Source organism: Arthrobacter sp. Y-9 (assembly GCF_029690065.1).
In the GTDB taxonomy this organism is placed as follows: Bacteria; Actinomycetota; Actinomycetes; order Actinomycetales; family Micrococcaceae; genus Arthrobacter_E.
In genome coordinates, this window is the sequence record NZ_CP121463.1 from 1,579,707 (window position 1) to 1,604,540 (window position 24,834).

25 protein-coding genes are annotated in these 24,834 nt (G+C 68.7%); 19 read left to right on the forward strand and 6 right to left on the reverse strand.

The genetic code is table 11. The features are described 5' to 3' along the window. Positions 1 to 64: 64 nt before the first annotated feature. The 7 genes from P9849_RS06935 (at position 65) to P9849_RS06965 (ending at position 6,881) form a co-directional block, all read left to right on the forward strand. Positions 65 to 1,042, forward strand: a complete 978-nt coding sequence (locus P9849_RS06935; protein WP_278268904.1) for a Ku protein — start codon at positions 65 to 67, stop codon at positions 1,040 to 1,042. 22 nt (positions 1,043 to 1,064) lie between these two features. Beyond that, positions 1,065 to 1,553 carry a CinA family protein gene (locus P9849_RS06940; RefSeq protein ID WP_278268905.1) on the forward strand — a complete coding sequence of 163 codons (489 nt, stop codon included), beginning with the start codon at positions 1,065 to 1,067 and terminating at the stop codon, positions 1,551 to 1,553. A 27-nt stretch (positions 1,554 to 1,580) separates the two neighbouring features. Then, positions 1,581 to 2,366, forward strand: a complete 786-nt coding sequence (locus P9849_RS06945; protein ID WP_278268906.1) for a helix-turn-helix transcriptional regulator — start codon at positions 1,581 to 1,583, stop codon at positions 2,364 to 2,366. A 48-nt stretch (positions 2,367 to 2,414) separates the two neighbouring features. Continuing rightward, positions 2,415 to 3,383: a proline dehydrogenase family protein gene (locus tag P9849_RS06950; RefSeq protein ID WP_278268907.1), complete on the forward strand. Its 969-nt coding sequence runs from the start codon at positions 2,415 to 2,417 to the stop codon at positions 3,381 to 3,383. A 144-nt stretch (positions 3,384 to 3,527) separates the two neighbouring features. Continuing rightward, the gene (locus P9849_RS06955) at positions 3,528 to 4,439 is read left to right on the forward strand and encodes a hypothetical protein (protein ID WP_278268909.1); all 912 of its coding nucleotides are present in this window, start codon (positions 3,528 to 3,530) and stop codon (positions 4,437 to 4,439) included. Positions 4,440 to 4,457: 18 nt separating this feature from the next. Further along, a complete protein-coding gene (locus P9849_RS06960) occupies positions 4,458 to 5,489 on the forward strand; it encodes an exonuclease domain-containing protein (RefSeq protein ID WP_278268910.1) in 1,032 nt (343 codons plus the stop codon). Positions 5,490 to 5,582: 93 nt separating this feature from the next. Continuing rightward, positions 5,583 to 6,881, forward strand: coding sequence for a lytic transglycosylase domain-containing protein (locus P9849_RS06965; protein WP_278268911.1), 1,299 nt, complete (start codon positions 5,583 to 5,585; stop codon positions 6,879 to 6,881). Between the two features lie 51 nt (positions 6,882 to 6,932). Here the strand turns inward: P9849_RS06965 and P9849_RS06970 are convergent, their stop codons facing one another. Then, complete coding sequence (locus P9849_RS06970) at positions 6,933 to 7,781, reverse strand: LysR substrate-binding domain-containing protein (protein WP_278268912.1); 849 nt, start codon at positions 7,779 to 7,781, stop codon at positions 6,933 to 6,935. A gap of 167 nt (positions 7,782 to 7,948) precedes the next feature. On the opposite strand from P9849_RS06970, the gene P9849_RS06975 reads away from it, so the two are divergent. Together P9849_RS06975 and P9849_RS06980 are read left to right on the forward strand one after the other, a co-directional pair. Beyond that, the gene (locus tag P9849_RS06975) at positions 7,949 to 9,355 is read left to right on the forward strand and encodes an MFS transporter (protein WP_278268913.1); all 1,407 of its coding nucleotides are present in this window, start codon (positions 7,949 to 7,951) and stop codon (positions 9,353 to 9,355) included. Positions 9,356 to 9,427: 72 nt separating this feature from the next. Further along, positions 9,428 to 9,682: a hypothetical protein gene (locus tag P9849_RS06980; RefSeq protein ID WP_278268915.1), complete on the forward strand. Its 255-nt coding sequence runs from the start codon at positions 9,428 to 9,430 to the stop codon at positions 9,680 to 9,682. Positions 9,683 to 9,706: 24 nt separating this feature from the next. Here the strand turns inward: P9849_RS06980 and P9849_RS06985 are convergent, their stop codons facing one another. Continuing rightward, positions 9,707 to 10,867 carry a transglycosylase domain-containing protein gene (locus P9849_RS06985; protein ID WP_278268916.1) on the reverse strand — a complete coding sequence of 387 codons (1,161 nt, stop codon included), beginning with the start codon at positions 10,865 to 10,867 and terminating at the stop codon, positions 9,707 to 9,709. 140 nt (positions 10,868 to 11,007) lie between these two features. After that, positions 11,008 to 11,265: a mycoredoxin gene (locus P9849_RS06990; RefSeq protein ID WP_278268917.1), complete on the reverse strand. Its 258-nt coding sequence runs from the start codon at positions 11,263 to 11,265 to the stop codon at positions 11,008 to 11,010. Between the two features lie 159 nt (positions 11,266 to 11,424). Between P9849_RS06990 and P9849_RS06995 the strand changes: the two genes are divergently transcribed. From P9849_RS06995 to P9849_RS07030, 8 genes are all read left to right on the forward strand, one after another. Further along, complete coding sequence (locus P9849_RS06995; protein WP_278268918.1) at positions 11,425 to 12,192, forward strand: alpha/beta hydrolase; 768 nt, start codon at positions 11,425 to 11,427, stop codon at positions 12,190 to 12,192. Between the two features lie 73 nt (positions 12,193 to 12,265). Further along, complete coding sequence (locus P9849_RS07000; protein WP_066212881.1) at positions 12,266 to 12,769, forward strand: VTT domain-containing protein; 504 nt, start codon at positions 12,266 to 12,268, stop codon at positions 12,767 to 12,769. Between the two features lie 54 nt (positions 12,770 to 12,823). Continuing rightward, positions 12,824 to 13,639, forward strand: coding sequence for a thioesterase family protein (locus P9849_RS07005; protein ID WP_278268919.1), 816 nt, complete (start codon positions 12,824 to 12,826; stop codon positions 13,637 to 13,639). Further along, complete coding sequence (locus P9849_RS07010; protein ID WP_278268920.1) at positions 13,636 to 14,406, forward strand: lipoate--protein ligase family protein; 771 nt, start codon at positions 13,636 to 13,638, stop codon at positions 14,404 to 14,406. The genes P9849_RS07005 and P9849_RS07010 overlap by 4 nt, the downstream gene beginning before the upstream one ends. Before the next feature lie 102 nt (positions 14,407 to 14,508). Next, positions 14,509 to 15,816, forward strand: a complete 1,308-nt coding sequence (locus P9849_RS07015; RefSeq protein WP_278268921.1) for a GNAT family N-acetyltransferase — start codon at positions 14,509 to 14,511, stop codon at positions 15,814 to 15,816. 68 nt (positions 15,817 to 15,884) lie between these two features. Further along, positions 15,885 to 16,862 carry a polysaccharide deacetylase family protein gene (locus P9849_RS07020; RefSeq protein WP_278268922.1) on the forward strand — a complete coding sequence of 326 codons (978 nt, stop codon included), beginning with the start codon at positions 15,885 to 15,887 and terminating at the stop codon, positions 16,860 to 16,862. Between the two features lie 128 nt (positions 16,863 to 16,990). Continuing rightward, positions 16,991 to 18,460 carry a 30S ribosomal protein S1 gene (gene rpsA / locus P9849_RS07025; protein ID WP_278268923.1) on the forward strand — a complete coding sequence of 490 codons (1,470 nt, stop codon included), beginning with the start codon at positions 16,991 to 16,993 and terminating at the stop codon, positions 18,458 to 18,460. A 110-nt stretch (positions 18,461 to 18,570) separates the two neighbouring features. Further along, a complete protein-coding gene (locus P9849_RS07030) occupies positions 18,571 to 18,969 on the forward strand; it encodes a hypothetical protein (RefSeq protein ID WP_278268924.1) in 399 nt (132 codons plus the stop codon). A gap of 41 nt (positions 18,970 to 19,010) precedes the next feature. On the opposite strand, the gene P9849_RS07035 is transcribed toward P9849_RS07030, so the two are convergent. From P9849_RS07035 to P9849_RS07045, 3 genes are all read right to left on the reverse strand, one after another. Next, positions 19,011 to 19,409, reverse strand: coding sequence for a RidA family protein (locus P9849_RS07035; RefSeq protein ID WP_278268925.1), 399 nt, complete (start codon positions 19,407 to 19,409; stop codon positions 19,011 to 19,013). Positions 19,410 to 19,531: 122 nt separating this feature from the next. Continuing rightward, on the reverse strand, positions 19,532 to 21,037 hold the full coding sequence (locus tag P9849_RS07040) for a S8 family serine peptidase (protein WP_278268926.1): 1,506 nt from the start codon (positions 21,035 to 21,037) through the stop codon (positions 19,532 to 19,534). 67 nt (positions 21,038 to 21,104) lie between these two features. Continuing rightward, positions 21,105 to 21,866 carry a YigZ family protein gene (locus P9849_RS07045; RefSeq protein WP_278268927.1) on the reverse strand — a complete coding sequence of 254 codons (762 nt, stop codon included), beginning with the start codon at positions 21,864 to 21,866 and terminating at the stop codon, positions 21,105 to 21,107. Between the two features lie 88 nt (positions 21,867 to 21,954). Here P9849_RS07045 and coaE point away from each other — a divergent pair, with 88 nt between their 5' ends. Continuing rightward, positions 21,955 to 22,551, forward strand: coding sequence for a dephospho-CoA kinase (gene coaE, locus P9849_RS07050; RefSeq protein ID WP_347567920.1), 597 nt, complete (start codon positions 21,955 to 21,957; stop codon positions 22,549 to 22,551). A gap of 20 nt (positions 22,552 to 22,571) precedes the next feature. Beyond that, entirely contained in the window at positions 22,572 to 24,668 is a 2,097-nt protein-coding gene (uvrB, locus tag P9849_RS07055; RefSeq protein ID WP_278268928.1) for an excinuclease ABC subunit UvrB, read from the forward strand. Positions 24,669 to 24,834 lie beyond the last annotated feature (166 nt).

The window sequence follows — 24,834 nt, forward strand, 5'->3', positions numbered from 1 at the left end:
CATCATGGTCCGGTGCCCACGCAAGAGGTAGACCGTTGACGTTTCCGGGGTCTCTACTGTAAGGATGAGAGCGATCTGGAGCGGAGCCATCACCTTCGGCCTCGTGAACGTCCCGGTCAAGCTGTACAGCGCGACAGAGGACCACGACGTCGACCTTCACCAGGTGCACGACGCCGACGGCGGGCGCATCCGCTATCAGCGCCGTTGCGAGGTGTGCGGCAAGGTGGTCGAGTACGAGGACATCGACAAGGCCTATGCGGACGACGAACAGACGATCGTCCTGACGAAGAAGGACCTCGAGTCCATCCCACAGGAACACGACCGTGACATCACCGTCGTGGAGTTCGTCCCCAGTGATCAGCTCGACCCGCTGCTCTTCGACCGCAGTTACTACCTGGAACCGGCGGGGAAGAACGCCAAGGCTTATGTGCTGCTGCGGCGCACCCTGGAGAAGACGGACCGGACCGCGGTGGTGCACTTCGCCCTGCGCCAGAAGACCCGGCTGGCCGCTCTCCGCGTCAGGGGCGACGCGCTGCTCCTCCAGACCCTGCTGTGGCCGGACGAGATCCGTGAACCCGACTTCCCGGCGCTGGACGAGAAAACCCGTATCAGTGCCAAGGAGATGCAGCTCTCCGCGGCCCTCGTCGAGAGTTTCTCCGAGGATTTCGACCCGTCAGCCTTCCACGACGACTACCAGGAGCAGCTGCGGACCCTCATCGAGGCGAAACGGCGTGCCGGCGACTCCCTCGACACGGAGGAGACCTTCGGACGGGAAGAATCCAGCGGGGGCCAGGTCATCGACCTCATGGAGGCACTCAAGCAGAGCGTCGAGCGCTCGCGGGCACGGAAGAGGGGCGGGGCGGGAAAGGGAGAGTCTGGGAAAGAAGAGACTGAGAAGGAAAAGACGGGGAAGGACAAGACGGAGAAGGAAAAGCCGGGGAAGCCGCCCTCCGGGAAGGGCGGCACCGCGAAGCAGGCCGGCACCGCGAAGAAGAAGAGCACCGTTACCCGCCAGAAGACCCCGGCCCGCAAGGGCGCCTGACCCGTCCGAAAGGAGCACACCCATGGCGGAATCCGTGGTGAGTGAGCCGGCCGACCGCCTGGTCCAGGAACTCGCCCGGCTGGCACAGGCCCGGGGCCTCACGGTGGCGACTGCGGAGTCCCTCACCGGGGGACAGCTCGCCGTCGCCATCTCGGCCTGCGACGACTCCAGCGAGTGGTACCGGGGAGGAATCGTCGCTTATCAGCCCGCCATCAAGCACGGGCTCCTTGCCGCCCCGCCGGGCCCGGTGGTGACCGCTCCGACGGCGGCCGCCATGGCCCGCTCGCCCGTGCGGCTGCTGGACGCGGACTACGCCGTCGCTCTGACCGGCGTCGGAGGCCCCGGTCCCGAGGAGGGGCAGCCCGCGGGAACGGTGTATCTGGCGACGTGCGCGGCCGGAGAGGAGCCGGAGGTCGTCCGCCAGAAGTTCGAGGGGAACCCGATGGAGATTCTCGAACACTCGGTGCTGGCGGCCCTGCGCGAACTCGTGGACCGGATCACTCGGGAATGAACGCCCGGACACGATACCGTCGGAACCATGACCGAATTCTGGCGCAGCCTGGAGCTGCCGCAGCTGGAATCGCGGCGCTCGTGCCAGGCGGTGTCCTGCTACCGGCCGCACACCCATGACCGCTTCTCCATCGGCCTGATCGACGCGGGTCAGGCCGTGTTCGCCGGCGCGGGCGACACCCGCTGTGAGCTGGAGCCGGGGGACGTCCTGCTGATTCCCGCGCACACCGTGCACTCGTGCAACCGGCAGACCGGCTTGTGGACCTATCAGATGATCCACGCCGACCAGGACTGGATCACCAGCCTCCTGCCGGACGGCGCCGCGCGACTGCTCGACGGCGTCGCGGTCTTCCGTGAACCCGGCCTGCACCACGCCTTCAGCCTCCTCAATGACGGCCTCTTCCGGGGAGTGGACCCGGCCAGAGCGGAGACCCTGCTGGCAGAGGCGCTCGCCGCCTGTGCAGACCTCACGCCGTTCTACCGCGGTGCAGCCGGCCCGGAGGCCTGCACGGATTCCTCCTTGGCACCCGTGCTGGACCGACTCCGGAATGATGAGGCCACCCCCAGCCTCGACGAACTCGGCGGACTGCTGGGCCTGGACAAGTACCAGCTCATCCGCGCCGTGAAGGACGCCACCGGGCTCCCACCCATCGCCTGGCGTCAGAACGACCGCGTCATCGCGGCTCGCGCCCTGCTCCGCGAGGGCCTGTCGCCGGCCGAGACGGCATATGCGCTCGGGTTCACAGACCAGAGCCACTTCCACCGGGTGTTCCGGTCTCATGTCGCGGCGACGCCCGGCGCCTACCAGGCGTGACGCAACTTCGTACAAGACGACGGAACGCGCACCCAGCAGACTGTCCGGATGGACATCACCGCTGCAACGCTTCACACCGTCTCTGACACGCTCCGCCGCTGGGCTCTCGACGAGGGCCTGAAAGCCAGAACCATGGCCGACCCCGCGCTCGCAGCCGCCGCAGGGCGGGTCGCCGCACGCTATACGGCAGGGCCTGACGTCGACGGCGCGCTGGCAGTCCTCGAGGCGGCGTCACGCCGAGGCCACCGGATCAGCGTCGAATGCGTGGGCGAATCCGTGCGGGACGCGGGGGTCGCCTCGCGGGAGACCGAGGCGTTCGTGGACCTGGCGCGGCGCCTCGGACAGGCCGGTGTACTCCCGTCCCCTCCGACCGTTTCGTTCGATCTCTCCCACCTCGGCTCGCTGGTCTCTCCGGACCTGGGCCTCGCGAACGCGTCGCGGGTCGCTCAGGCCGCCCGAGACGCCGGCACGTCCGTGATGATCTCGGCCGAGGGCTCGGACCGCACCGACCTCGTGCTCGATCTCTGGGAGCGGCTCTCCTCGGACTTCCCGGAGACGGGGATCACCCTCCAGGCCCGGCTGCACCGCACGCCGGAGGACCTGGAGCGCGTGCTGCGCCGGCCCGGGCCGGTCCGCCTGGTGAAGGGCGCCTTCCTCGAGGCCTCGTCGGTGGCCTATCCCCGGGACTCCGAGCCCTTGGTGGCGGCCTACCACCGGTTGGCGGACCGTCTGCTCACGAGCGGGCACCGGGTCAATCTGGCGACCCATGACGCCACGTTGATCGATGAGCTGCGTGCTCGGCATGGTGACAGGCTCCGGGAAGGCCAGGTCGAGTTCGAGATGCTGCAGGGCCTGGGGACGGAACTGCTCGATGGTCTGCAGGCCGAGGGTTTCGCCACCCGGGAGTACATCGTCTACGGGCCCGAATGGTGGCTCTACGTGCTCAACCGGATCGCCGAGCACCCGGAACGGGTCCTCCTCGCGCTGGCCGATCTGGGGTACCCGACGGCGGGGTGACGCGCGGCACATTACCGTCATCCAACGCGGTTCCTCGGGGCCGACGGGCACGGCTGGCACTATCATGGAAGCTTCCCCGGACGGCCCGCGTGAGCTCACGCGTGCCCGGAACCGGGGTCAGTAGCTGAACGACAACGGAGGACCATGAGCCGGAACCGGAAGAAGCCGCGTCAGGACAAGAAGCAGGCGGCCGCCCTCAAGCAGAGCGAAGCCCTGTACAAGAACGCCGACCGCGCCGTCGACACCCAGGCCCTGGCCTTCGTGCGCTGGTACGAGGAGACGGACGGGAACACGGGCGCCGAGGCGCTGCAGGTGCTCCAGTCGGTCAAGCAGTTCCTGTGGCTGTATGGCGCCAGCGGCGCTCCGGTGTCCGCCACCGCCTTCGACGCCGACGTCTTCCTGCAGGCCATGGCCCAGCTGGAGGCGATGAGCGAAGCGGGGGAGAGCCGCGTCTTCCAGGTCATGACGGACGACCTCCAGGTGTACCTCGGATACCTTGACGCCACGGGATCCTGGACCGGCACCGCCGAGGACCTCGAGGTCCTGCTCGAGAACTTCGTTCTGACGCAGGACGAGGAGGCGACGACGGAGGAAACGCCTGCTGAAACCGCGGCAGACACCGAGGCCGGCAGCGCCGATGTTTCCGACGCCGCCGACGTTTCCGCGAGTGCCGTCCGCCACGCCGTCGCGCTCCTCGACTGGCTCGGCGACGGCAAGGAGCTGACCGCCACCGGGTCCCTGCGCCTGGCGGACATCGCGGGCGCCGCGGCGGCCGTCGGCGTGCACGCGGTCGGTTCGCAGAAGCGTCTGTCCGAGGACGAGGTGGCGGCCCTGGCCGACGCGGACGGCCGGCTGCCGCAGGTCGTCCGGTCCATGGCGGAGCTGGAGCACCTGAACACCCTGTGGCTGAGCCTGCGCGAACTCGGATACCTCGAAATCACGGGCAAGAAGGCGACTGTGAGCGACGCCGGCCGGGCCCTGCAGAACGGCGGCGCCGCGGAGCGCGGGGCCCTGCTGCGGGAACTCGCCGACGCTGAGCTCCCTGCCGCGGGCTGACCGTCGGAGGCCGGCCCAGTGAGCGGGGGTTTCGCCGTGGTCGATGTCGAGACCACCGGCCTGGTCGCGGGACGGGACCGGGTGGCGGAGATCGGCATCGTCCACGTCGATCCCGACGGCACCGTCCGTGACCGCTGGGAGACCCTCGTCAACCCGCAGCGCGACCTCGGTCCGCAGCGCATCCATGGCATCCGCGCGGAACAGGTGCGCGACGCCCCGCTCTTCCTCGACGTCCTGCCGGAGATCGCGCGCCGGCTGGAAGGGCGGGCTTTCGTCGCCCACAATGCACGGTTCGACCACCGCTTCCTCGCCGCGGAGTTCCTCCGGGCGGGGGAGCAGTTCCCGGTCGGCGCGGACGACGTGGTGTGCACGATGCGGCTGGCCCGGACGTTCCTGCCGGGTGCGGGCCGGTCGCTCCAGGACTGCTGCAACGCCTTCGGTCTCCTGCTGGAGGACGCCCACACGGCGGGCGCCGACGCCGAGGCGACCGCGCACGTCCTGAGCGCCTATCTCAGCATGGCGCCGGAGGATCCGGCCTGGGCGGTGGCGCTCGAACGGGCGGCCACCACCTCTTGGTCCGTGCCGGTGCGGTCAGGCCATCCCGGGCTGACCCGTGGACACAGTGATCACCTGGCACGCCTCCGTCGCCGGCTCGCGGCCGCCTGGACCGATGGCATGCTCTCCCCGGAGAGCGTGGCCGGGCTGTATGCGGAGGCCGACCGCTTCGGCGTCGCCGAGGAACAGGTCGACGCTCTCCTGAGAGAACCTGCGCCCGCGCCGTCCGGCGGCTGGCCCCCGCCGGGAGTTCCGGTAGCGCCGGAACCGGGCCGGAGGCTCGTCCTGACCGGTCAGATGCGCCGGCCGCGCCACGAGATCACCGAACGATTGCAGGCGGCCGGGTATCCGGTGCACCCGGCCGTCACCCGGGCTGTCGCCCTGGTGATCGCCGCGGATCCGGACACTCAGTCGACCAAAGCCCGGAGGGCGCGGGCCTATGGCATCCCGGTGGTCGGCGAGGACTTCCTGCACACCCTCCTCGAAGGGCGCTGAACTCGTCCGGTTCCTGCGATTACCCTGTGAATGCTCGAATCAGAGCAGCCGGCTCCGCGGAAAGACGCCGGCGGGCCGGTAATCTCTGGCAGTATGTCGAGCTTTGCCCGTCGCGCCTCAGCACCCACGCTCGCCGCGGCACTCACCCTGACGCTGCTCTGCGGCGGCCTGCTGCCCGGAGCTGCCGCCGATGACGACACCCCTCCGAGCGGGTACCCCTCGTGGAGCGACGTCCAGAAAGCGAAGCAGAGCGAAGGGGCGAAGACCGCGGAGATCACCACGATCAACGGCTTGCTGGGGCACTTGGAGGCCGAAGCGGAAAAGCGGGGCAACGCCGCCGTCGTCGCGTCGGGAGCATACGCCGTGGCCGACGCGGCTCTCAATGTCGCGAAGGCGAAAGTGGATGGGCTGTCGGCACAGCTGCGCCAGGCGACCGCGGAGGCTGCGCGGTACCGGAAGGAATACGGTGCCCTGGCAGTCCAGGCGTACAAGAACGGCAGCCTGGACCTGCCGGGGATCCCGGACCTGCAGTCGATCCAGCCGGACCGTCTGCAGGGCCTCAGTGTGCTGCAGGTCGTGACGGGCCGGGCATCCGCGCTGCTCGCGAAGTCGTCCGCCGCGGAGAACACCGTGCAGTCCCTCACAGACCAGGAGCAACGGGCGGAGGCGGAGCGGCAGCGACTGGCGGACGACGCACGGCAGAAGCTCGACGCCGCCCAGGCCGCGAAGTCCGCCATGGACACTCAGCTCGCTCAGCAGAAACAGCACGGCCAGGAACTCACCGCGCAGCTGGCCTCCCTGAAGGGGACCACGGCCTCCGTCGAAGCACGGTACCAGCAGGGACAGGAGGCCCTTGCGGCCTACGAAGCGGCTCAGGCCGCCAAGCGAGCCGCCGCCGAGGAGCGGGCGCGGGAACAGGCCGCGGCGGCGGCGGCCGAGCAGCAACGGGAACAGCAGCAGGCGACCGCCCAGGCCGCAGCCAATGCACAGCAGGCAGGTTCTGCGAGCGGTCCAGCGCCCAGCACGCCTGACCCGACGCCTCAGCCGCCCGTCGTCGTGCCGCCGGATACCGGGGGAGCCGTCAACGACCCCGCCGGGGCTCAGTCGTACGCCGCCGGCCGACTGGGATCCTACGGTTGGGGCCAGGATCAGTTCCAGTGTCTGCAACTGCTGTGGACGCAGGAGTCGAGCTGGCTCACGACGGCGACGAACGCTTCGTCGGGCGCGTACGGCATCGCGCAGGCGCTCCCCGCCGGCAAGTACGCCAGCGCCGGCAGCGACTGGCTCACGAACTACCGCACGCAGATCGAATGGGGCCTCGGGTACATCCGTGACCGCTACGGATCACCGTGCGGCGCCTGGGCGCACGAAGTCTCGAACAACTGGTACTGACTTGGCCAACGGGTACTGACCTGGCTAACCGGCGCTGACCCGGCCGTCACCTCACCACTTGAGTCCGCGGCCGACGATCGCGCGGATCAGGGCGTCGCTCACTTCGGTGTTCGCCGAGGGATTCCGGATCAGGGTGAAATCCACGTCCCCCACGGGAGGCAGATCGAAGCGCCGGGTGATGACCGTCAGGTCCTCCGGGATGAGCGTCGAAGGCATGACCGCGACGCCGAGCCCGGCCCGGACGGCCGCCAGCACACCGGCGATCTGACGGGTGGAGCAGGTGACCTTCCAGTGCCGCCCCTGTGATTCCAGGGCGTCGATGGCCAGGCGCCGGCTCAGGCTCGGCGCCGGGTAGGCGACGAGCGGCACGGGGGCATCGTCAGGCAGCACGGTCTGTTCCAGTCCGACCCAGGCGAACGTGTCGTGGCGCGCCACTTCACCTTCGGCGGTCCCCGCCACCCATTTGACGAACACGAGGTCCAGTTGCCCGGCCTTCAGCCGCCGGTGCAGCTGATCGCTCTGGCCGACGGTGAGTTCCAAGTTGATCTCGGGATAGAGCTGCCGGAATTCCCGCAGGATCCTGGGCAGGCTCGTGTTCGCCAGATCGTCCGCGGCGCCGAAACGGAGCCGCCCCCGCATGGCCGAACCGGCGAAGTAGCGGGCCGCGGCGTCCTGCTCCGCCAGGATGGTCCGGGCGAATCCGGCCATCGCGTCACCGTTGTCGGTGAGGCGCACTTCCCGGGTGTCGCGCACGATCAGCGACCTCCTGGCCGCGGCCTCCAGCTTCTGGACATGCTGGCTGACGGTGGGCTGGGCCAGGCCGAGCCGCTGAGCGGCCTGGGTGAAGCTGAGCGTCTCAGCCACCGCCAGGAAGGACCGAAGGTGAACAGGATCGAACATGGAACGGCCTTCCTCGGGACGGCCCGTGGGTGCCGGAACCCCGTGTTCGCGGCCATCCACGGTCATTGCGATAGGCAATGGCACTTATAGCCATAATTCCCTTCTGCAATGAACCGGCGCAAGCCTACGGTGGACTCACACTCCGAGAACCTGAACCGAGGACTTCCGTGACGCCCCCTCCGGCCGCCGTGCCGCCCACCGCATCCCAGACCGCCAGCACAGTATCCAGTCAGTCCGTCGCCTCCGCGGCCCTGCACCCCGCGACCCAGCCCCTCGCCGTCGTCTCCGAAAAGCTCCCGTGGCGGCAGACCTTCAATTCGCTCTCCATCCCCAACTTCAGGATCTTCACCGCCGGGCACTTCGTGGCGGTCATCGCGATCTGGATGCAGCGCATCGCGCAGGACTGGCTCGTGCTCCAGCTGTCCGGCTCGGTGACGGCCGTCGGCGTGACCGCGGCGCTGCAGTTCCTGCCGTCGCTCCTGCTCGGACCGTGGGGCGGCGCCCTCACGGACCGGCTGCCCAAACGGCGGATCCTCATCGCGACCCAGAGCATCGCGGCGCTTCTGGCGGCGAGCCTCGCCGTCCTGGCGCTCAGCGGCCGCATCGAAGTGTGGCACTGCTACGTGATCGCGCTGATCCTCGGCCTGGTGACGGTCCTCGACCAGCCGGCGCGGCAGGTGTTCGTCAACGAGCTCGTGGGACCGGACCACCTCCGGAACGCGATCAGCGTCAACTCGACCGTCTTCCAGCTCGGCGGCCTGATCGGACCCTTCCTGGCCGGCGTGCTGCTCACCGCGGTCGGCGCCGGGTGGGCCTTCGCGATCAACGCGGTGGCGTGCTGCTGCACCGTGCTGAGCCTGACCGCCATGAACCGCGACCGGCTGCACGTCAGCGCCCCGGCGCCTCGGCAGAAGGGGATGGTGCGCCAGGCAGTCCAGTACGCGCTCCGCAAACCCACCATCCGCTGGCCGTGGCTCATGGCGGCCTTCGTGTCGCTCTTCGCCCTCAGCCTTCCCGTGCAGCTGGCCGCCTTCGCAGACCGGGTGTACGACGCCGGCGCGGGAGGTTACGGCCTGCTGAACGCCATGCTCGCGCTGGGTGCGCTGCTGGGCGCCATCACCTCCACGCGCCGGCGGCGGCTCCAGGTCCGGTCCGCGGTGTTCGCCGCGGGAGCCTACGGAGTGATGCTCTGCATCGCGTCCCAGACGCCCGGGCTGGCGGCCTTCTGTGTCCTGATGGTGTGCTCCGGGTTCTGTTCACTGCTGTTCCTGACCGCCGCCAACCAGCTCGTGCAGACGAGTTCCAACACGGCCATCAGGGGCCGCGTGATGAGTCTCTACCTGGTGGTGCTCATGGGCGGCCAGGCGATCGGCGGCCCGATGATGGGTTCACTCGCGGAGCACTTCGGACCCCACCTCTCGCTGTTCGTCTCCGGCCTGGTGCCCGCGCTGGCCGCGACCGTCGTCTCGGTGGTCCTGGCACGGCAAGGGAAACTTCGGCTGCAGGTCCGGCTGCGCGGCTACCGCCCGTCGTTCCGGATCGCAGGAGGCGCGGCACGAGCCGCGGACGGCTGAGAGCGCACTCCCGGTCAGCCTGGCCCCGGTTAGGCTGAAGGGGTTCCTCGCATCCCGATCGAAGGCAGGCCCATGCAAGACTCACCCAATCCGCTCGTGCCCACCGGCTGGGAAGCGGGAGTGATGATCATCGGCGCGGTCATGGTGGTGCTGGCCATCGTGGCATGGGTGCTGCTGCTCGTGCGGAAACCGCTCACTCCGGCGTACCGGCTGGTGCTGGCCCTCGCGGTCCTGATGTTCCCGGTGCTGGGCCCGCTCGCGGCGATCCTCATCTCACTCCGGGCGCCGCGTCCGGGACATGCGCCCGCGGCGGGGCAGCAGCACTGAGCCGGGGCTGACCGACCCCGGGAGTCACTTGCCGGCGGCGTCCTCGGCGATGCGCTTCGACACCGCGGCCGGCATCGTGGAGCAGGAGTCGCCCGAGTTCCGCTCCGCCGCGTGGTCGCTGGCCAGATCGTTGATGCCGACGGTCGCCACGGTCGCCTGCCAGCCGCCCATCCCTTCGATCTGGCGCGGCACCCAGACATTGGCCGCGCCGTTGATGAGATCCCAGGCGAGAGGATCCGCGCTCGGGCCGAGGTCGATGCCACCCTCCGGCGCCCGGCGGACCCGCTCCGGCAACGGCAGGACGCCCATGAGCTGCCCCGCCTGGTGTTCGGTCATCGCCCACGGCGGAGTGTTGTAGTAGTACCAGCTTGCAGCGCAGATCCCGTACAGCTTCGGGGCGAACTGGGCGTAGTTCAGGTACAGCTCCAGGACCCGCTTGGCCGGGACCGTCAGGCTCATCTCCGTGGCGAGGCCTGCCTCCAGGCTCTTGCGCACGGGATCCTGGCTGGGCCAGAGGTAGATGTTCTTCACCAGCTGCTGGGGGATGGTCGAACCGCTGGGGTCCTTCTCGCCCTTCTGCCACGCCTCGGCCCGCTGGGTCAGTTCCTCCCAGGTGAAGGCCCCGACACGGGTGCCGAGCTGCTCATCCTCGTGGGCGATGGTCGCGGCGAGGGCGAAGCGGCTGATGTGATCGATCGAGACGTACTGGTACACGATCGGCTCGCCGCTCTGGAACATGTACGACGTCCGCGGCGGAGTGAACCAGTTGTAGCTGAGCACCGACAGGAACTGCACCACCAGGAGCACCGCGATGCTCACCAGGACGCGCTTGAAGGCTTTGCGGCGCCGGGGCGGCTTGGTGGATGCGTCCGGAAGCGTGGATGCGCCCGGAACCTGAGTGCCGCGGGGAGCGCTGCGCCGGTCCGTGCGGGCAGGCCGGGCCGGCGGCGCGACAGCGGGGGAGGGTGCGGCGCCGCGGGACCGCTTCTCCCGGCGAGGGCGTCGACCGCGGGGCGGCGCGGCCTGTTCCGGCCGGGTTCCCTGGGGCTCCGGCCAGGTCCCCTGGGACTCAGGCCCGCCGTGATATCCGGAGGCGCCGGGTTCGTCGGACGGCAGGCCCCGCTGGGCCTCGATCCGCCCGGTGCGCGCGGCCTGCCAGGAGTGATTCGGTGGTTCGGAGCGCATGGCCGCAGTGTAGAGGAGCTTCCTTGAAGGGCTCTGACAGCCTGCGTTGGAGGAGGTGGCACGACGACGGCGGCCGGGCACCCTGGTGCCCGGCCGCCGTCGTCGGTGTCAGGTCGACTCAGCGTCAGATCACTGCAGCGTCAGACTCCGAGGCGTTCCTTGACCTCGGCGGCGCTGGGGTTCGTGGCGGCGGAGCCGTCCGGGAACAGCACGGTCGGGACGGTGCGGTTGCCGTTGTTGAGCTGTTCCACCAGTTCAGCTGTGCCGGGGACCTCTTCGATGTTGATCTCCTGGTAGCCGATGCCCTGAGCGTCGAGCTGCTTCTTCAGGCGCTTGCAATAGCCGCACCATTCGGTGGAGAACATGGTGATGCTGCCGGATTCGGGAGTGAAGTCCACGGGTTCCTCTCGGGTCTGTGTCTGATACGTCTGCAGACCACAACAGTACGGGGTGCGGCTTTCTTCCCCATGGCGCGGACGGCTGGGACAGGAGTGGCGGCTGGCGCAGGAGAGAAGACCGGGGGTGACATCGGACCCCGATCCGGGTAGACAGGTGACATGACCTCCTTCGTCACGTCAGCCGATGGCACCCGGATCGCCTACGAAGCCCAGGGGAGCGGGCATCCGCTCCTCATCGTGGGCGGCGCCCTGAACGACAAGAACTCCGCCGCCGGCTACGTCCCGCTCCTGGAGGACGCCTTCACCGTGATCCGTTACGACCGTCGCGGCCGTGGCGAGTCGGGGGACACCCAGCCGTGGTCCGTGGAACGCGAGATCGAGGATCTGAAGGCGGTCGCCGCGGAGTTCGACGGACCGGTCTCCGTCTACGGGCACTCGTCGGGCGCCATCCTGAGCCTCCTCGCCGTCGCCGCCGGACTCCCGGTGCGTCGCGTCGTCACCTATGAACCGCCGTTCCTGACGGAACAGACCATGGACTGGCGCGCCTTCGCCGAGCAGCAGCGCGAGGTGGCGGCCGCCGGACGCCCCGGTGACGCGGTGGAGAACTTCATCCGCCACGTCGGCGCACCCTGGGACCCGTCGATGCGGCAGATGCCGTTCTGGGCGGGTCTCGAAGCCCTGGGGCACACCGTCACCTACGACCTGCAGATCGTGGGTGACAGCTCCGTCCCGGTCGAGGAGCTCGCCCGCATCGAGGTTCCTGTGCTCTCGCTGTATGGCGGCGACAGCCCGCAGTGGGCCGAGACCTCGGCCGAGGCGGTGGCGGCCGCGGTCACCGACGGGAAGGCGCTGGCCATCCCCGGCCAGACCCACAACTCGGACCCGGCCGCGCTCGTGCCGCAGATGCGGGCGTTCCTGCTCGGCTGACGCCCGGAAACCAGCCAGTTTACTGACGCATCGTCACCATCTCTCAGGAGGCCGATGCGTCACACTGGAAGGGATGGACTTCCTCCTCAATCTCCCGTTCCACGTGGCGTTCCCGGTGCTGTTCGTGATCGTCATGTGCCGCGCCAACGCCACGTACTGGATCGGGCGCGGCGCGGTCAACGGGCTGGAGAAGACCAGGCTCGCGCATCGGCTGAGCGGAGCCGAGGCGGGCACCGCCAAGCGCTGGATCGCGAAGTGGGGACCGGGCGCCGTCGTCGTCTCCTTCCTCACCATCGGCATCCAGACCGCGGTGAACTTCACCGCCGGCGCGGGGCGCATGCCCCTCAAGCGCTATCTTCCCGCCGTCACCCTGGGCTCGATCATCTGGGCCCTCCTGTACGCGACCGCCATCCTCGCGCTGATCGACACCTGGCTGGGTCTCATGGCGGGCTCGCCGTGGGCCTGGGTCGCAGCGGCGCTCGTGGTCCTGGCCGTTGTAGCGTTGGTACTTGTACGACGACGGCGACGCAGCCTGCGCGCGGCCGTCACCCCGGTGGATGCCGACGTCAAGCCCTGACCGCCTCGGCGAGCCCACCTCCACGCGCTGGGCTCCAGCGAGGAAGGACGCGGTGTGAACCTGCCCGAACTGGCCGGAGGGGACTCCTACTACGTCTCACTCGGCGACGGTCGATACCAGTCCACGATCCACGCGCAGGGCGCCTGGAATCCCCACGAGCAGCACATGGCCCCCGCCAGCGGTCTCATGGTCCACGAACTGGCGAAGCATGATCCGCGGCCCGAGCTGCGCATGGCGCGGCTCTCCTTCGAGATCCTCGGGCTCATCCCCGGTGGCGAGTTCTCCATCCGGTGCGAGACGATCCGGCCGGGCAAGACCATCGAACTGGTCCAGGCGGAACTGCTCGCGCCCGATGCCAAGGGCGTGGAGCGCGTGGCGATCCGGGCCTCCGCCTGGCGCCTGATCATGACCGACACTTCGGCCATCGCCGCGGTCGAGGACGAACCGATGCCGTCGCTCGAGGAATGCGATCCCTTCGACGTCGCCTCGCTCTGGCCGGGCGGCTACATCGCCTCGATCGACGTTCGTGTGGCTCGCCACCACCGGCGCGGCAACGGCTGTGTCTGGGTCTCCACCCGCCACCCGCTCATCGCCGGCGAGGACGTTCCCGAATGGGTGCGGCTCATGGGGCTCGTGGACACCACCAACGGCATCGCCGCACGGGAGAAGCCGGGTCCCGGTGGGTACGCCTGGCCGAACACGGATCTGCAGATCCACCTGTACCGTCAGCCTTCCGGCACCTGGCTCGGCCTCGACAACTCGGTCTCGTTCGGCACGGACGGGATCGGTCTGACCTCCACCGTGCTGCATGACATCCACGGCCCGTTCGGCCGGGCCGAGCAGATCCTCACCATCCGGGCCGTGGGATGACCGGTCGGCATGCGGCCGCCGTCGCGCCGCTGACTGCCGCGCCCCTGACCGTGGTGCATCAGGAGCGCACTCTCGGGGCGGCCGAGGATCTGGACCTGGCGCTCCGCCTGCTCCGCCGTGCGCAGGACGGAATGATCGGCCCGACCCTGCGCCTGTACCGTCCGGAGCCCACGGTGGCCTTCGGGCAGCGGGACGCCAAGCTGCCGGGCTTCGACGCCGCGGCGCAGGCCTGCCGCGACCGTGGCTTCGAGCCGTTGATCCGCAAGGCGGGTGGCCGTGCCGCGGCGTACCACCGCGGGTGTCTCGTGGTCGATCACATCGAGCCGCGGGCGGATGCGATCGCGGGAGCGAAGGCGCGGTTCTCGCACTACGGTGAGCTCCTGGCCGAGTCCCTGCGGTCGCTGGGCGTGCTGGCCGCCGTCGGGGAGATCCCGGGGGAGTACTGCCCCGGGGAGTTCAGCGTGCACGGTGACGACCCCGTCTTCCCTTCGCACCAGGTCAAGCTCATCGGCACGGCGCAGCGCGTGGTCTCGGGCGCCTGGCTCTTCAGCTCGGTGATCGTGGTGGAGGACTCCGGCCCGCTGCGGGAGGTCCTGACGGACTCGTACGCGGCGCTCGGCCTCGAGTGGAGTCCCGCGACGGCGGGGAGCGTCCAGGACCTGTCGCCGGATCTCCGGGTGGAGGACGTCATGGGCGCGGTCGTCGCCCGCTACTCCCAGGAGACGCCGCTGGCCCGGGCGACCCTGGAGAGTGTCCTGGGCGACTGAGACCGGGTGCCAGGGGCGGTCCACGGGCAGCACCGCCCGTCATGTCAAAGGCTCCTTTCAGAATCCCTCGAAATCGGCCGGGGTCCACGATAGGCTCAGGTCATGACGCAGTTGACCGGGGAATACACTGTCCAGAGCTTTGACGCCGCCACCCTTCCAGAAGATCAGATCTCGCGCTTCGCCGAGTGGTGCAAAGCCGTCAAGCTCGGGTTCCACGACTCGATGCCGGGCGACGAACTGATCGCCAAGATCCTGCGCAACGCCCGCCACGACAACCGGGTCCTCACCGGCGTGTACCAGGAGTCCACTCCGGAGTACGGTCTCGCCACCGAATCACCCGTGGCGACCTTCGGCACGTTCACCAAGAACCTCAACGTCGGACGCGGCCAGGAGATCCCCGCGCATCTCATCACGGCCGTCACGGTCCGGCCCACGCACCGCCGGAAGGGCCTGCTGACCCGGCTGATGACCGAGGACCTGCGGCGCGCTCAGGAGAACGGCCTGGCCATCGCGGCGCTGACGGCCTCCGAAGGCGGCATCTACGGCCGCTTCGGCTTCGGCGTGGCCACGTATGAACGCTCTCTCACCGTGGACGTCACCTCACGCTTCCGGCTCCGACAGGCGCCGGTCGGCCGGGTGGAACTGACCGATCCGCGCAATCTGCTCGAACTCGCCGAAGGCATCTTCGACCGCTTCCACGCGGCGACCCCGGGCTCCATCGGCCGTGCGCGCTTCTACCCGATGCTTGCGTCCGGCTTCATGGATGAGAAGGGCGAGGAGAGCAAGGACCTGCGGGCGGCTCTGCATTACGACGCCGACGGCACGCCGGACGGCTATGTGTCCTACCGTTTCAAGGGCTGGAACACCGAGCCCTACACGATGACCGTCGTCGACTTCGTCGCGGCCACCCCGGAGGCCCATCTGGGGCTGTGGGGTTTCCTGGCGAGCCTCGATCTCGTGGAACGCATCGAGGTGGAGTCCGCCCCGGCGCAGGACGCGCTCGAATGGGCTCTCGAGGATCCCCGCTGCGTGGAGGCCAAGGAGCCGCGGGACATGCTGTGGCTCCGTTTGCTGGATGTCAAGGCCGCGCTGGAGGCGAAGCGCTACCCGCTGGACGGCAGTCTGGTGCTCCGGGTCGAAGATCCGCTGGATCTCGTGAGCGGAACCTACCGCGTGGTGGTGGTCGGCGGGACAGCCACCGTGACGGAGGTCGAGGACGACGACGTGGACGACGCCACGGTGGAACTCACCCTGGGCGTCGCGGAACTGAGCTCGGTGTACCTCGGCGGGGTCCCCGCGGCCACGCTCGCGGAGGCCGGCCGGATCGAGGAACACGTGCCGGGAGCGGTGGAGCGTCTGGCGCTCTTCCTGACCCCCGAACGCCCGGTGCACTGCCACACGCACTTCTGAGAAGGCGGCCCCTCTGCGCGAACGGGCTTAACAGGGTTCTGTGAGGATTCCCGGACTACACTGAGGCGGTGTATTCCCCGCGTCATCTCCGGGAAGGGCTCGGGGGCGGGCCTGCGGATCCCGGTCGTCGTGCCCTGTTCCTGGGCATCGCCGCCTCCCTCGGACTCGGCCTCGTGGCCTGCGACGAAGGGGACGCCCCCGATAGCCCGCCCCATGGCGTGGTGGGTGCCGCCGGCGGCGCCGTGCCCGCCGCGACGCCGGCGCCCGGCGTCGCGCGTCCACGGCCCACGCCGAGCGCCGCGCCCGTGGTGACCCGCCGGGAGATCCTCGCTGAGTTCGGCCGCCGGACCCCCACGCAATGGGGGCTCGACGTCACCGGCGTGGCGCTGGGCAGCCCGAGCCGCTCGGTCGCTCTGACGTTCGACGCCTGCGGTGGCCCGGGCGGCTCCGGCTTCGACCGCAAGCTCATCCGCTCGCTCCGCCGCCACCAGGTCCCGGCCACGCTCTTCATCAATCTGCGCTGGGCCCGCAGGAATCCCGGTCTGCTGCGGGAACTCGCGACGGACCCGCTCTTCGAGATCGCCAATCACGGCGTGCATCACAGCCCTCTCTCAGTCAGAGGCCGCAGCGCCTACGGGATCCCCGGGACGGCGGATCTGGGGGAGGCGTATGACGAGGTCATGGGCAATCAGGAGGGCCTGTCCGCGCTGACCGGTCGCGCGCCGCTCGCGTTCCGGCCGGGCACCGCGCACTATGACGAGGTCGCGGCCGCCATGGTGCGGCGCTGCGGTCTGCTGCCCGCCAACTTCTCCGTGAACGCCGACGGCGGCGCCACTTTCACGCCGGAGATGGTCGCCGGCCAGCTGGACGGGGTGAAGGGTGGGGACGTCGTGATCTCGCACTTCAATCAGCCCAGGTCAGGCACCGGTGAGGGGTACGTGGCCGGTCTGCCCGGCATGCTCGGACGGGGACTTCATTTCGCTCATCTGAGCACCGTGTTCGGGCTCGGAAAAGCTGCTTTGACCGGCGTTGCCGCGGGACGGTAAACTAGTAGGGCGTGCGTTACGCGTACGCGCGAATCAATCCAACACATCAGGATGGTCCTCGTTGTCCGCGCCCTGAGCGTGGCGGATCTGCCTGACCGACTAACTATCCACATCGGAGCCCCTACTACATGACCATCACCTCTACCGAGAAGTCCGGTACCCCCGTCGTCGCAGTGAACGACATCGGGTCCGAAGAGGATTTCCTCGCCGCCGTCGACGCCACCATCAAGTACTTCAACGATGGCGATCTCGTCGAAGGCACTGTCGTCAAGGTCGACCGCGATGAGGTCCTTCTTGACATCGGATACAAGACCGAAGGTGTCATCCCCTCCCGCGAACTCTCCATCAAGCACGACGTCGACCCCGGTGACGTCGTCGCTGTTGGCGATGAGGTCGAAGCCCTCGTTCTCACCAAGGAGGACAAGGAAGGCCGCCTCATCCTCTCCAAGAAGCGCGCACAGTACGAGCGTGCCTGGGGCGACATCGAGAAGATCAAGGAAGAGGACGGTGTCGTCACCGGTACCGTCATCGAGGTGGTCAAGGGTGGTCTCATCCTGGACATCGGCCTCCGTGGCTTCCTCCCGGCATCCCTCGTGGAGATGCGTCGCGTCCGCGACCTGGCTCCGTACATCGGTCAGCAGATCGAAGCCAAGATCATCGAGCTCGACAAGAACCGCAACAACGTGGTCCTGTCCCGCCGTGCCTGGCTCGAGCAGACCCAGTCCGAGGTCCGCTCCACCTTCCTCAACAAGCTCGAGAAGGGCCAGGTCCGTACGGGCGTCGTGTCCTCCATCGTCAACTTCGGTGCCTTCGTGGACCTGGGTGGCGTCGACGGCCTCGTGCACGTCTCCGAGCTGTCCTGGAAGCACATCGACCACCCGTCCGAGGTTGTCGAGGTCGGCCAGGAGGTCACCGTCGAGGTTCTCCTCGTCGAGCTGGACCGCGAGCGTGTCTCCCTGTCGCTGAAGGCCACCCAGGAAGATCCGTGGCAGACCTTCGCCCGCACTCACGCGCTGGGCCAGGTCGTTCCGGGCAAGGTCACCAAGCTCGTTCCGTTCGGTGCGTTCGTTCGCGTCGAAGACGGCATCGAGGGCCTGGTGCACATCTCCGAGCTGGCCGTCCGCCACGTGGACCTCGCCGAGCAGGTCGTGTCCGTGGGCGACGAGCTGTTCGTCAAGGTCATCGACATCGATCTCGAGCGTCGCCGCATCTCCCTCTCCCTCAAGCAGGCGAACGAGGGCGTGGATCCGGAAGGCACCGAGTTCGACCCGGCGCTGTACGGCATGGCTGCCGAGTACGACGAAGAGGGCAACTACAAGTACCCGGAGGGCTTCGACCCGGAGTCCAACGAGTGGCTCGAGGGCTTCGAGACCCAGCGCGCCGCATGGGAGCAGCAGTACGCTGACGCCCAGTCGCGTTGGGAGTCCCACAAGAAGCAGGTTGCTCAGCACCTGGCCGACGACGCTGCAGCCGCCACCACCGGCTCTGCAGACGCCGCACCGACCAGCTACTCCTCCGAGGCCCCGGCTGCCGAGTCCGGCACCCTGGCTTCCGACGAGGCTCTCGCCGCTCTGCGCGAGAAGCTGACCGGCAACTGATTGCCTCGTGAGCCGTTCACTCCGGTGAACTGATCACGTGAGGAAGGCCGCCACGGGAAACCGTGACGGCCTTCCTTGTCTTAAAACCCGGTCAAGAGAGAATAGAGAGCATGATCCCTGACAGCTGGTTCCCGGCCACGCGGCCCGACGACGGTGAGACCGTCGGTTATCTTGACATGGTGGGGGAGGAGTTCCAGCCCTACGACCTCCTGGGACGCCCGCACGGCGACCCCGCCGAATACACCGAGGCCGAGGAGCGCCTCGCCGAGTTAGGGCTGTCTTACCTGGCCCGTCGGTGGAGCTTCGCAGTGCAGGACCATCCGGAACCGATCGCCGTCGTGATCTCAGAACTGAACCGCGACGCCGTCGTGGTCCTCAGCGACGACGCGGACTATCATCGCGACTTCGGCACGCCGTTCAGCGTGCCGCTGCCCCTGGACGTGTCGGTGCTCTGGGAGAACCCGGACGGCACGGGCCCGCGCTTCACCCAGGGCGTGCCGAACGGCTGAGCAGGAACCTTCAGCGGGCTGCAGCGGTCAGCGCGCACCACTCAACGCACGACGGCGGCCACCGCGCTGACCTCGATGAGGGCTCCCGGCACGCCAAGCCCCGCGACCAGGGCCGCCGTGACCAGGGGAGGGGCGCCTTCCCGTGCGAGCAACGGCGCGATCGCGCCGTACGCGGCGCGCAGATCGGCGTCGGCCTGTATCAGGACGGTCCACTGGATCACGTCGCTCAGCCCGGCGCCGGCGGCCTCCAGGGCGACCCGGGCGTTCTCCACGGCACGGAGTGACTGTTCCGCGGCGTCGTCCGAGACGACACGGCCGGTCTCGTCCACCCCGTTCTGTCCGCCGACATAGACGGTGGTCGCTCCGGGCGGAACGATGGCGACATGACTGAAGGCAGGGCTCTTCACGAGGCCCTCGGGCTGCAGGATGGTGATGTCCATGGCCACATCCTGCCACCTGGGGCCGACAAAGGGGAGGCCCGGGACCTCCTCCAGAGAGAGGGGGTCCCGGGCCTTGTGCCGTCAGTGACTGCGGGAAGGCCGTCAGTGACTGCTGGAGACCGTCACTGCACTGCCTTCAGGGCGTTCACGATGCCGTAGCCGTAGAAGCTGTTCAGCTCCGTGGTGCCCACGCAGGCCGGACCGATGTTGGCCTGCGGCGCCGAGCACGGCGTCGGGGTGGCATCGGCGCGGAGCTTCGCGACCATCTGGGCCGGGGTCAGCTCCGGATGCGCGGACTTCATGAGCGCCAGCACGCCGGCGACGTGCGGGGAAGCCATGGAGGTGCCGCTCTTGAGGCCGTACTTGCCCTTCGGGATGGTGGACAGGATGCTCGAGCCGGGGGCGGCGACGTCGATCTCGCCGAGCCCGCGGTTGGAGAAGTAGGAGAGCTGTCCGGTCTTCATGATGGAGGACACGGTGACGACGCCGGGCAGCTGGGACGGGATGTCCTTGCAGCCCTGGTTGATGGTGCGCTTGGTCGGCGCCGGAGCGTCATTGGGGCTCCCGTCGTCCTCGGTGTTGAGGGTGAAGTCGACGCTCGAGTTGCCGGCGGCAGCCGAGCTCACGACGCCACGCTTGACGGACCAGTTGACGGCGCGGGCCACGGACTCGCGGACAGCGGCCTGATCGGGCTGGTCGTCACACCAGAACTCGAACGGATCGATGTAGTAACTGTTGTTGGTGACGTCCATGCCGCGCTGAGCGGCCCACATGAACCCGCAGATGGCGTACTCCGGGTAGATGAACCCGGCGTCGCTGACGACCTTGACGGCGGCCAGGCGGACGTTCGGCGCGACGCCGACGATCCCCACGCCGTTGCGGGCGGCCGCGATCGTGCCGGCCACGTGGGTCCCGTGGTCGGAGGTGGTCGGGTACCAGCCGCCGGGGGTCTGGTCCGGACGTCCACCGGCGGTGCAGTTGACCGAGTCAGGGACGGAGATGTTGGCGGCGAGGTCCGGATGGGTGGGATCGATGCCGGAATCCAGCACGCCCACCAGCACGTTGCGGCTGCCGTCGGTGACCTTGTTCGCCTGATCGGCCTTGATCTGAGCCATGTCCCACTGCTGCGCTTCCATGGCGTCGGCCGGGCCGGCGGGGACCAGAGTGGTCGGCTCGTCACCGTTGACGGGCTTGTTCTTCCCCTTGTTCCAGCCGGACGCGCCCGGGCCCCACGGGACCTGGGGGCCGGTGACCTTGTCGGTCACCTCGGCCGTCCGAGTCGCTCCCACGGACTGGACGGCGTTCTTGCCCGCGGTCTTGACGCGGTCGCGGAAGGCCGCCCGGTCCGACTGGGCGATGACGACGCCGATCTCCGGCCAGCTCTGGACGACGACGCCGCCCGCGGCGGTGACAGCCTGTTCGACCTTACGGGTCTGGCCGGGATTGGCCTGCCCGGCGTTGACCACGTAGCTCATGACGGTGCCGTCCGGCGGATTCACCGGGACCGGTGTGGACGTCTCGGTGCCGGAGGCCTGGGCGGAGACCCCGGAGCCGATCAGGACCAGGCCGAGCGACGCGACGGCGCAGGCGACCGGGCGCAACGGCCGGCGGAAAGTGTGCAACCTCATGGGTGAGGGTCCTCTCGATGAGTGGAGGCCGGACGTGCCGGCTGCAGGCGAGTGCCTTCCCTCGTTTCTAGTCGGCGTTCCCAGGGTTTTCAATGGTTATTGAAAGATCCACTTCAGAAAAGTCCGGTAAAGGCCCGGTTCGCCCCGTCAGATCGACCCATTCGGTGCCGCCGGGACGGGCGTCATAAGCGCCCGCGCTGAGCGAGAGGACGGTCCGCTGCACGCGGTCCAGCGTGGCCGCGTCGTCCTCGAAGGCCACCCTGAGGGTCGCATGACCTGCGCCGTATTCCGTGCCCACGACACGGAGCCCTGCGGACCGGATCTCGTTTTCGAGCTTGCCCGCGTCGGCGAACCCCACCGGAACGTCCGCCAGGCGCAGGCGCTGGCGCGTCACCCATGGCGCGCGGTCGGCGGCCTGGGACACGGAGTCGGAATAGGCGCGCACCAGTCCGCCGGCTCCCAGCAGGATCCCGCCGAAGTAGCGCACGACGACGGCGCAGACGTCGCTCAGATCGGCCACTCCGTTCGCGGTCTCGCGGCGGTTGAGGGCTTCCAGCATCGGGATGCCTGCCGTGCCGGAGGGCTCTCCGTCATCACTCGAGCGCTGTGTCATCCGGTCGGGGCCGAGGATGAAGGCGCTGCAATGGTGCCGGGCGTCGTGGAACTCACGGCGGAGCTCGGTGATCAGCGCACGGGCCCCGTCTTCGTCCTCCACGCGGCGGAGCACCGTGATGAACCGCGACCGTTTGATCTCGAGTTCATGGCGGAAGTCCGGGCCGGCGGCGAGCGTCGTGTACCGCGTCGCGCGGCTGTCTTCGGCTTCAGGCACCAGTCCATCGTAGTCGGGCGCCGTGCGGCGGGGCCGGGTTGCGCCGGGCTTCCCTGGTGATCCCGGACGCAGCCGCTAGGGTGGTGCTGTGCTGAGAATCGGGTTGACCGGCGGGATCGCCTCAGGAAAATCGGTCGTGACGGCGCGGCTCGCCGAGCGGGGAGCCGCGGTGGTCGACGCCGACGCGCTGGCCCGCGAGGTCGTGGAGCCGGGGACGCCTGGACTGGCTGCGATCCGCGAAGCCTTCGGCGACGGCGTGATCCGTCCAGACGGCTCCCTCGACCGGCCCGCCCTCGGCGCGATCGTCTTCGCCGACGAGGGCAGGCGCCGGACGCTGAACGGCATCGTCCACCCCCTCGTGCGGAATGCCGCGGCGGCGATCGTGGCGGCGGCGCCGGCGGACGCCGTCGTCGTGCAGGACATCCCTCTCCTGGTGGAGACCGGGCAGCAGCATGATTTCGATCTGGTCGTGGTGGTGGACGCCCCCGACGACGTCCGGGTGGCCCGCATGGTGGAGCTCCGGGGCATGTCCGAAGAGGAGGCCCGGGCCCGCATCGCCGCGCAGGCCGGGCGGGAGGAACGCAACGCCGCCGCCGACGTGATCCTGGAGAACACGGGGAGTCTGGCGGAGCTGCTGGAACAGGTCGATGCGCTCTGGGAGAACGTGGCCCGCACAGTGTCATAGGCGAGTAGTACATTTGTTCTATGAGCCTCGCCCAGGAGATCAACCGCGTCGTGGCGCCTTTCGAGGTCGTCAGCGAATACCAGCCCGCCGGGGATCAGCCCACCGCCATCGCGGAGCTGACGGAACGCATCACCAATGGTGAGAAGGACATCGTGCTGCTCGGTGCCACCGGCACCGGCAAGAGCGCGACCACCGCCTGGCTGATCGAACGGGTCCAGCGGCCGACGCTCGTCCTGGTGCAGAACAAGACGCTGGCCGCACAGCTCGCCAACGAGTTCCGTGAATTGCTGCCGAACAACGCCGTCGAGTACTTCGTCTCGTACTACGACTACTACCAGCCCGAGGCCTACGTCCCACAGACGGACACCTTCATCGAGAAGGACTCGTCCATCAATGAGGAGGTGGAGCGGCTCCGGCACTCGGCCACGAACGCGCTGCTCACGCGCCGCGACGTGGTCGTGGTGGCCACGGTGTCCTGCATCTACGGTCTGGGCACGCCGGAGGAGTACATCGCCGGCATGGTCACCCTGCGCAAGGGCATGCAGATCAACCGGGATGATCTGCTCCGGCGGTTCGTCGCCATGCAGTACGCCCGCAATGACATCGACTTCCACCGCGGCACCTTCCGGGTGCGCGGCGACACCGTCGAGATCATCCCCATGTACGAAGAGCTCGCCCTGCGGATCGAGTTCTTCGGGGATGAGGTGGAGAACATCTACACCCTGCATCCCGTGACCGGCGAGATCGTCCGCGAAGAGAACGAGATGTACGTCTTCCCGGCGTCGCACTACGTGGCGGGTCCGGAGCGGATGTCACGCGCCATCAAGACCATCGAGGACGAGCTCGCCTCCCGGCTGTCCACCTTCGAAGCGCAGAACAAGCTCGTGGAGGCGCAGCGTCTGCGCATGCGCACCACGTACGACCTCGAGATGATGCAGCAGATGGGCTTCTGCAACGGCATCGAGAACTACTCCCGTCACATCGACGGCCGTGAGGCCGGTTCGGCCCCGCACTGTCTCCTGGACTATTTCCCGGATGACTTCCTGCTCGTGATCGACGAATCCCACGTCACCGTGCCGCAGATCGGAGCGATGTACGAAGGCGACGCGAGCCGGAAGCGGACCCTGGTGGAGCACGGCTTCCGACTGCCATCGGCGATGGACAACCGCCCGCTGAAATGGGACGAGTTCCTGGAGCGCGTGGGTCAGACCGTCTACCTCTCCGCCACCCCGGGCAAGTACGAACTCGGCAAGTCCGACGGCGTGGTGCAGCAGATCATCCGTCCGACCGGTCTGGTGGACCCGGAGATCGTGGTGAAGCCCACGAAGGGTCAGATCGACGATCTGCTCGGGGAGATCCGCACGCGCGTGGACAAGGACGAACGTGTCCTGGTGACCACCCTGACCAAGCGCATGGCCGAGGATCTCACCGAGTACCTGCTCAGCCACGGTGTGAAGGTCCAGTACCTCCACTCGGATGTGGACACGCTGCGCCGTGTGGAGCTGCTGCGGGAGCTGCGGCTGGGAACGTTCGACGTGCTCGTCGGCATCAACCTGCTCCGTGAAGGCCTCGACCTTCCCGAAGTCTCCCTCGTCGCGATCCTGGACGCGGACAAGGAGGGCTTCCTGCGCTCGTCCACGTCGCTGATCCAGACCATCGGCCGTGCGGCCCGTAACGTCTCGGGCCAGGTTCACATGTACGCGGACCGGATCACGGATTCGATGGCTCTGGCCATCGAAGAGACCAACCGCCGTCGCGAGATCCAGGTGGCGTACAACAAGGAGCACGGCGTCGACCCGCAGCCGCTGCGGAAGAAGATCGCCGACATCACGGATCAGCTGGCCCGCGAGGACGCGGACACGCAGGAACTCCTGGCCGGGGCCAAGCGCAACGGCAAGGGCTCCAAGGCGGCCGCGGAGAAGGCCAGCGCCACGGTGCGGCGGGACGGCCTGGCGGCAGCGCCCGCCACCGAACTGGTGGGCCTGATCGAACAGATGACCGAGCAGATGCACTCCGCCGCGGCCGAGTTGCAGTTCGAGCTGGCCGCCCGGCTCCGTGATGAGGTGGGCGAGCTGAAGAAGGAACTGCGGCAGATGCAGGCGGCAGGTCACGCGTAGGCGGGACGTGAGGCAGGGTATGAATGACGGGCAAGACGCGACGGGCGGGGCGTGAAGGGACTGTCCCTCCGGGGCCGCCCCGTGGGATAGAATGATTCCCGAGTAGGGGAGTATCCCATGTGCTCAGTCCGTCAACACGTGAGGCAATGGCGCTTCGCCGGGCTGG

Bases quoted from the DNA above. Each gene is read 5' to 3' on its own strand.
- P9849_RS06935 (WP_278268904.1), top strand. From the start codon at position 65: ATGAGAGCGATCTGGAGCGGAGCCATCACCTTCGGCCTCGTGAACGTC.
- P9849_RS06940 (WP_278268905.1), top strand. From the start codon at position 1,065: ATGGCGGAATCCGTGGTGAGTGAGCCGGCCGACCGCCTGGTCCAGGAA.
- P9849_RS06945 (WP_278268906.1), top strand. From the start codon at position 1,581: ATGACCGAATTCTGGCGCAGCCTGGAGCTGCCGCAGCTGGAATCGCGG.
- P9849_RS06950 (WP_278268907.1), top strand. From the start codon at position 2,415: ATGGACATCACCGCTGCAACGCTTCACACCGTCTCTGACACGCTCCGC.
- P9849_RS06955 (WP_278268909.1), top strand. From the start codon at position 3,528: ATGAGCCGGAACCGGAAGAAGCCGCGTCAGGACAAGAAGCAGGCGGCC.
- P9849_RS06965 (WP_278268911.1), top strand. From the start codon at position 5,583: ATGTCGAGCTTTGCCCGTCGCGCCTCAGCACCCACGCTCGCCGCGGCA.
- P9849_RS06970 (WP_278268912.1), bottom strand. From the start codon at position 7,781: ATGTTCGATCCTGTTCACCTTCGGTCCTTCCTGGCGGTGGCTGAGACG.
- P9849_RS06980 (WP_278268915.1), top strand. From the start codon at position 9,428: ATGCAAGACTCACCCAATCCGCTCGTGCCCACCGGCTGGGAAGCGGGA.
- P9849_RS06985 (WP_278268916.1), bottom strand. From the start codon at position 10,867: ATGCGCTCCGAACCACCGAATCACTCCTGGCAGGCCGCGCGCACCGGG.
- P9849_RS06995 (WP_278268918.1), top strand. From the start codon at position 11,425: ATGACCTCCTTCGTCACGTCAGCCGATGGCACCCGGATCGCCTACGAA.
- P9849_RS07000 (WP_066212881.1), top strand. From the start codon at position 12,266: ATGGACTTCCTCCTCAATCTCCCGTTCCACGTGGCGTTCCCGGTGCTG.
- P9849_RS07010 (WP_278268920.1), top strand. From the start codon at position 13,636: ATGACCGGTCGGCATGCGGCCGCCGTCGCGCCGCTGACTGCCGCGCCC.
- P9849_RS07015 (WP_278268921.1), top strand. From the start codon at position 14,509: ATGACGCAGTTGACCGGGGAATACACTGTCCAGAGCTTTGACGCCGCC.
- rpsA (WP_278268923.1), top strand. From the start codon at position 16,991: ATGACCATCACCTCTACCGAGAAGTCCGGTACCCCCGTCGTCGCAGTG.
- P9849_RS07030 (WP_278268924.1), top strand. From the start codon at position 18,571: ATGATCCCTGACAGCTGGTTCCCGGCCACGCGGCCCGACGACGGTGAG.
- P9849_RS07035 (WP_278268925.1), bottom strand. From the start codon at position 19,409: ATGGACATCACCATCCTGCAGCCCGAGGGCCTCGTGAAGAGCCCTGCC.
- P9849_RS07040 (WP_278268926.1), bottom strand. From the start codon at position 21,037: ATGAGGTTGCACACTTTCCGCCGGCCGTTGCGCCCGGTCGCCTGCGCC.
- uvrB (WP_278268928.1), top strand. From the start codon at position 22,572: ATGAGCCTCGCCCAGGAGATCAACCGCGTCGTGGCGCCTTTCGAGGTC.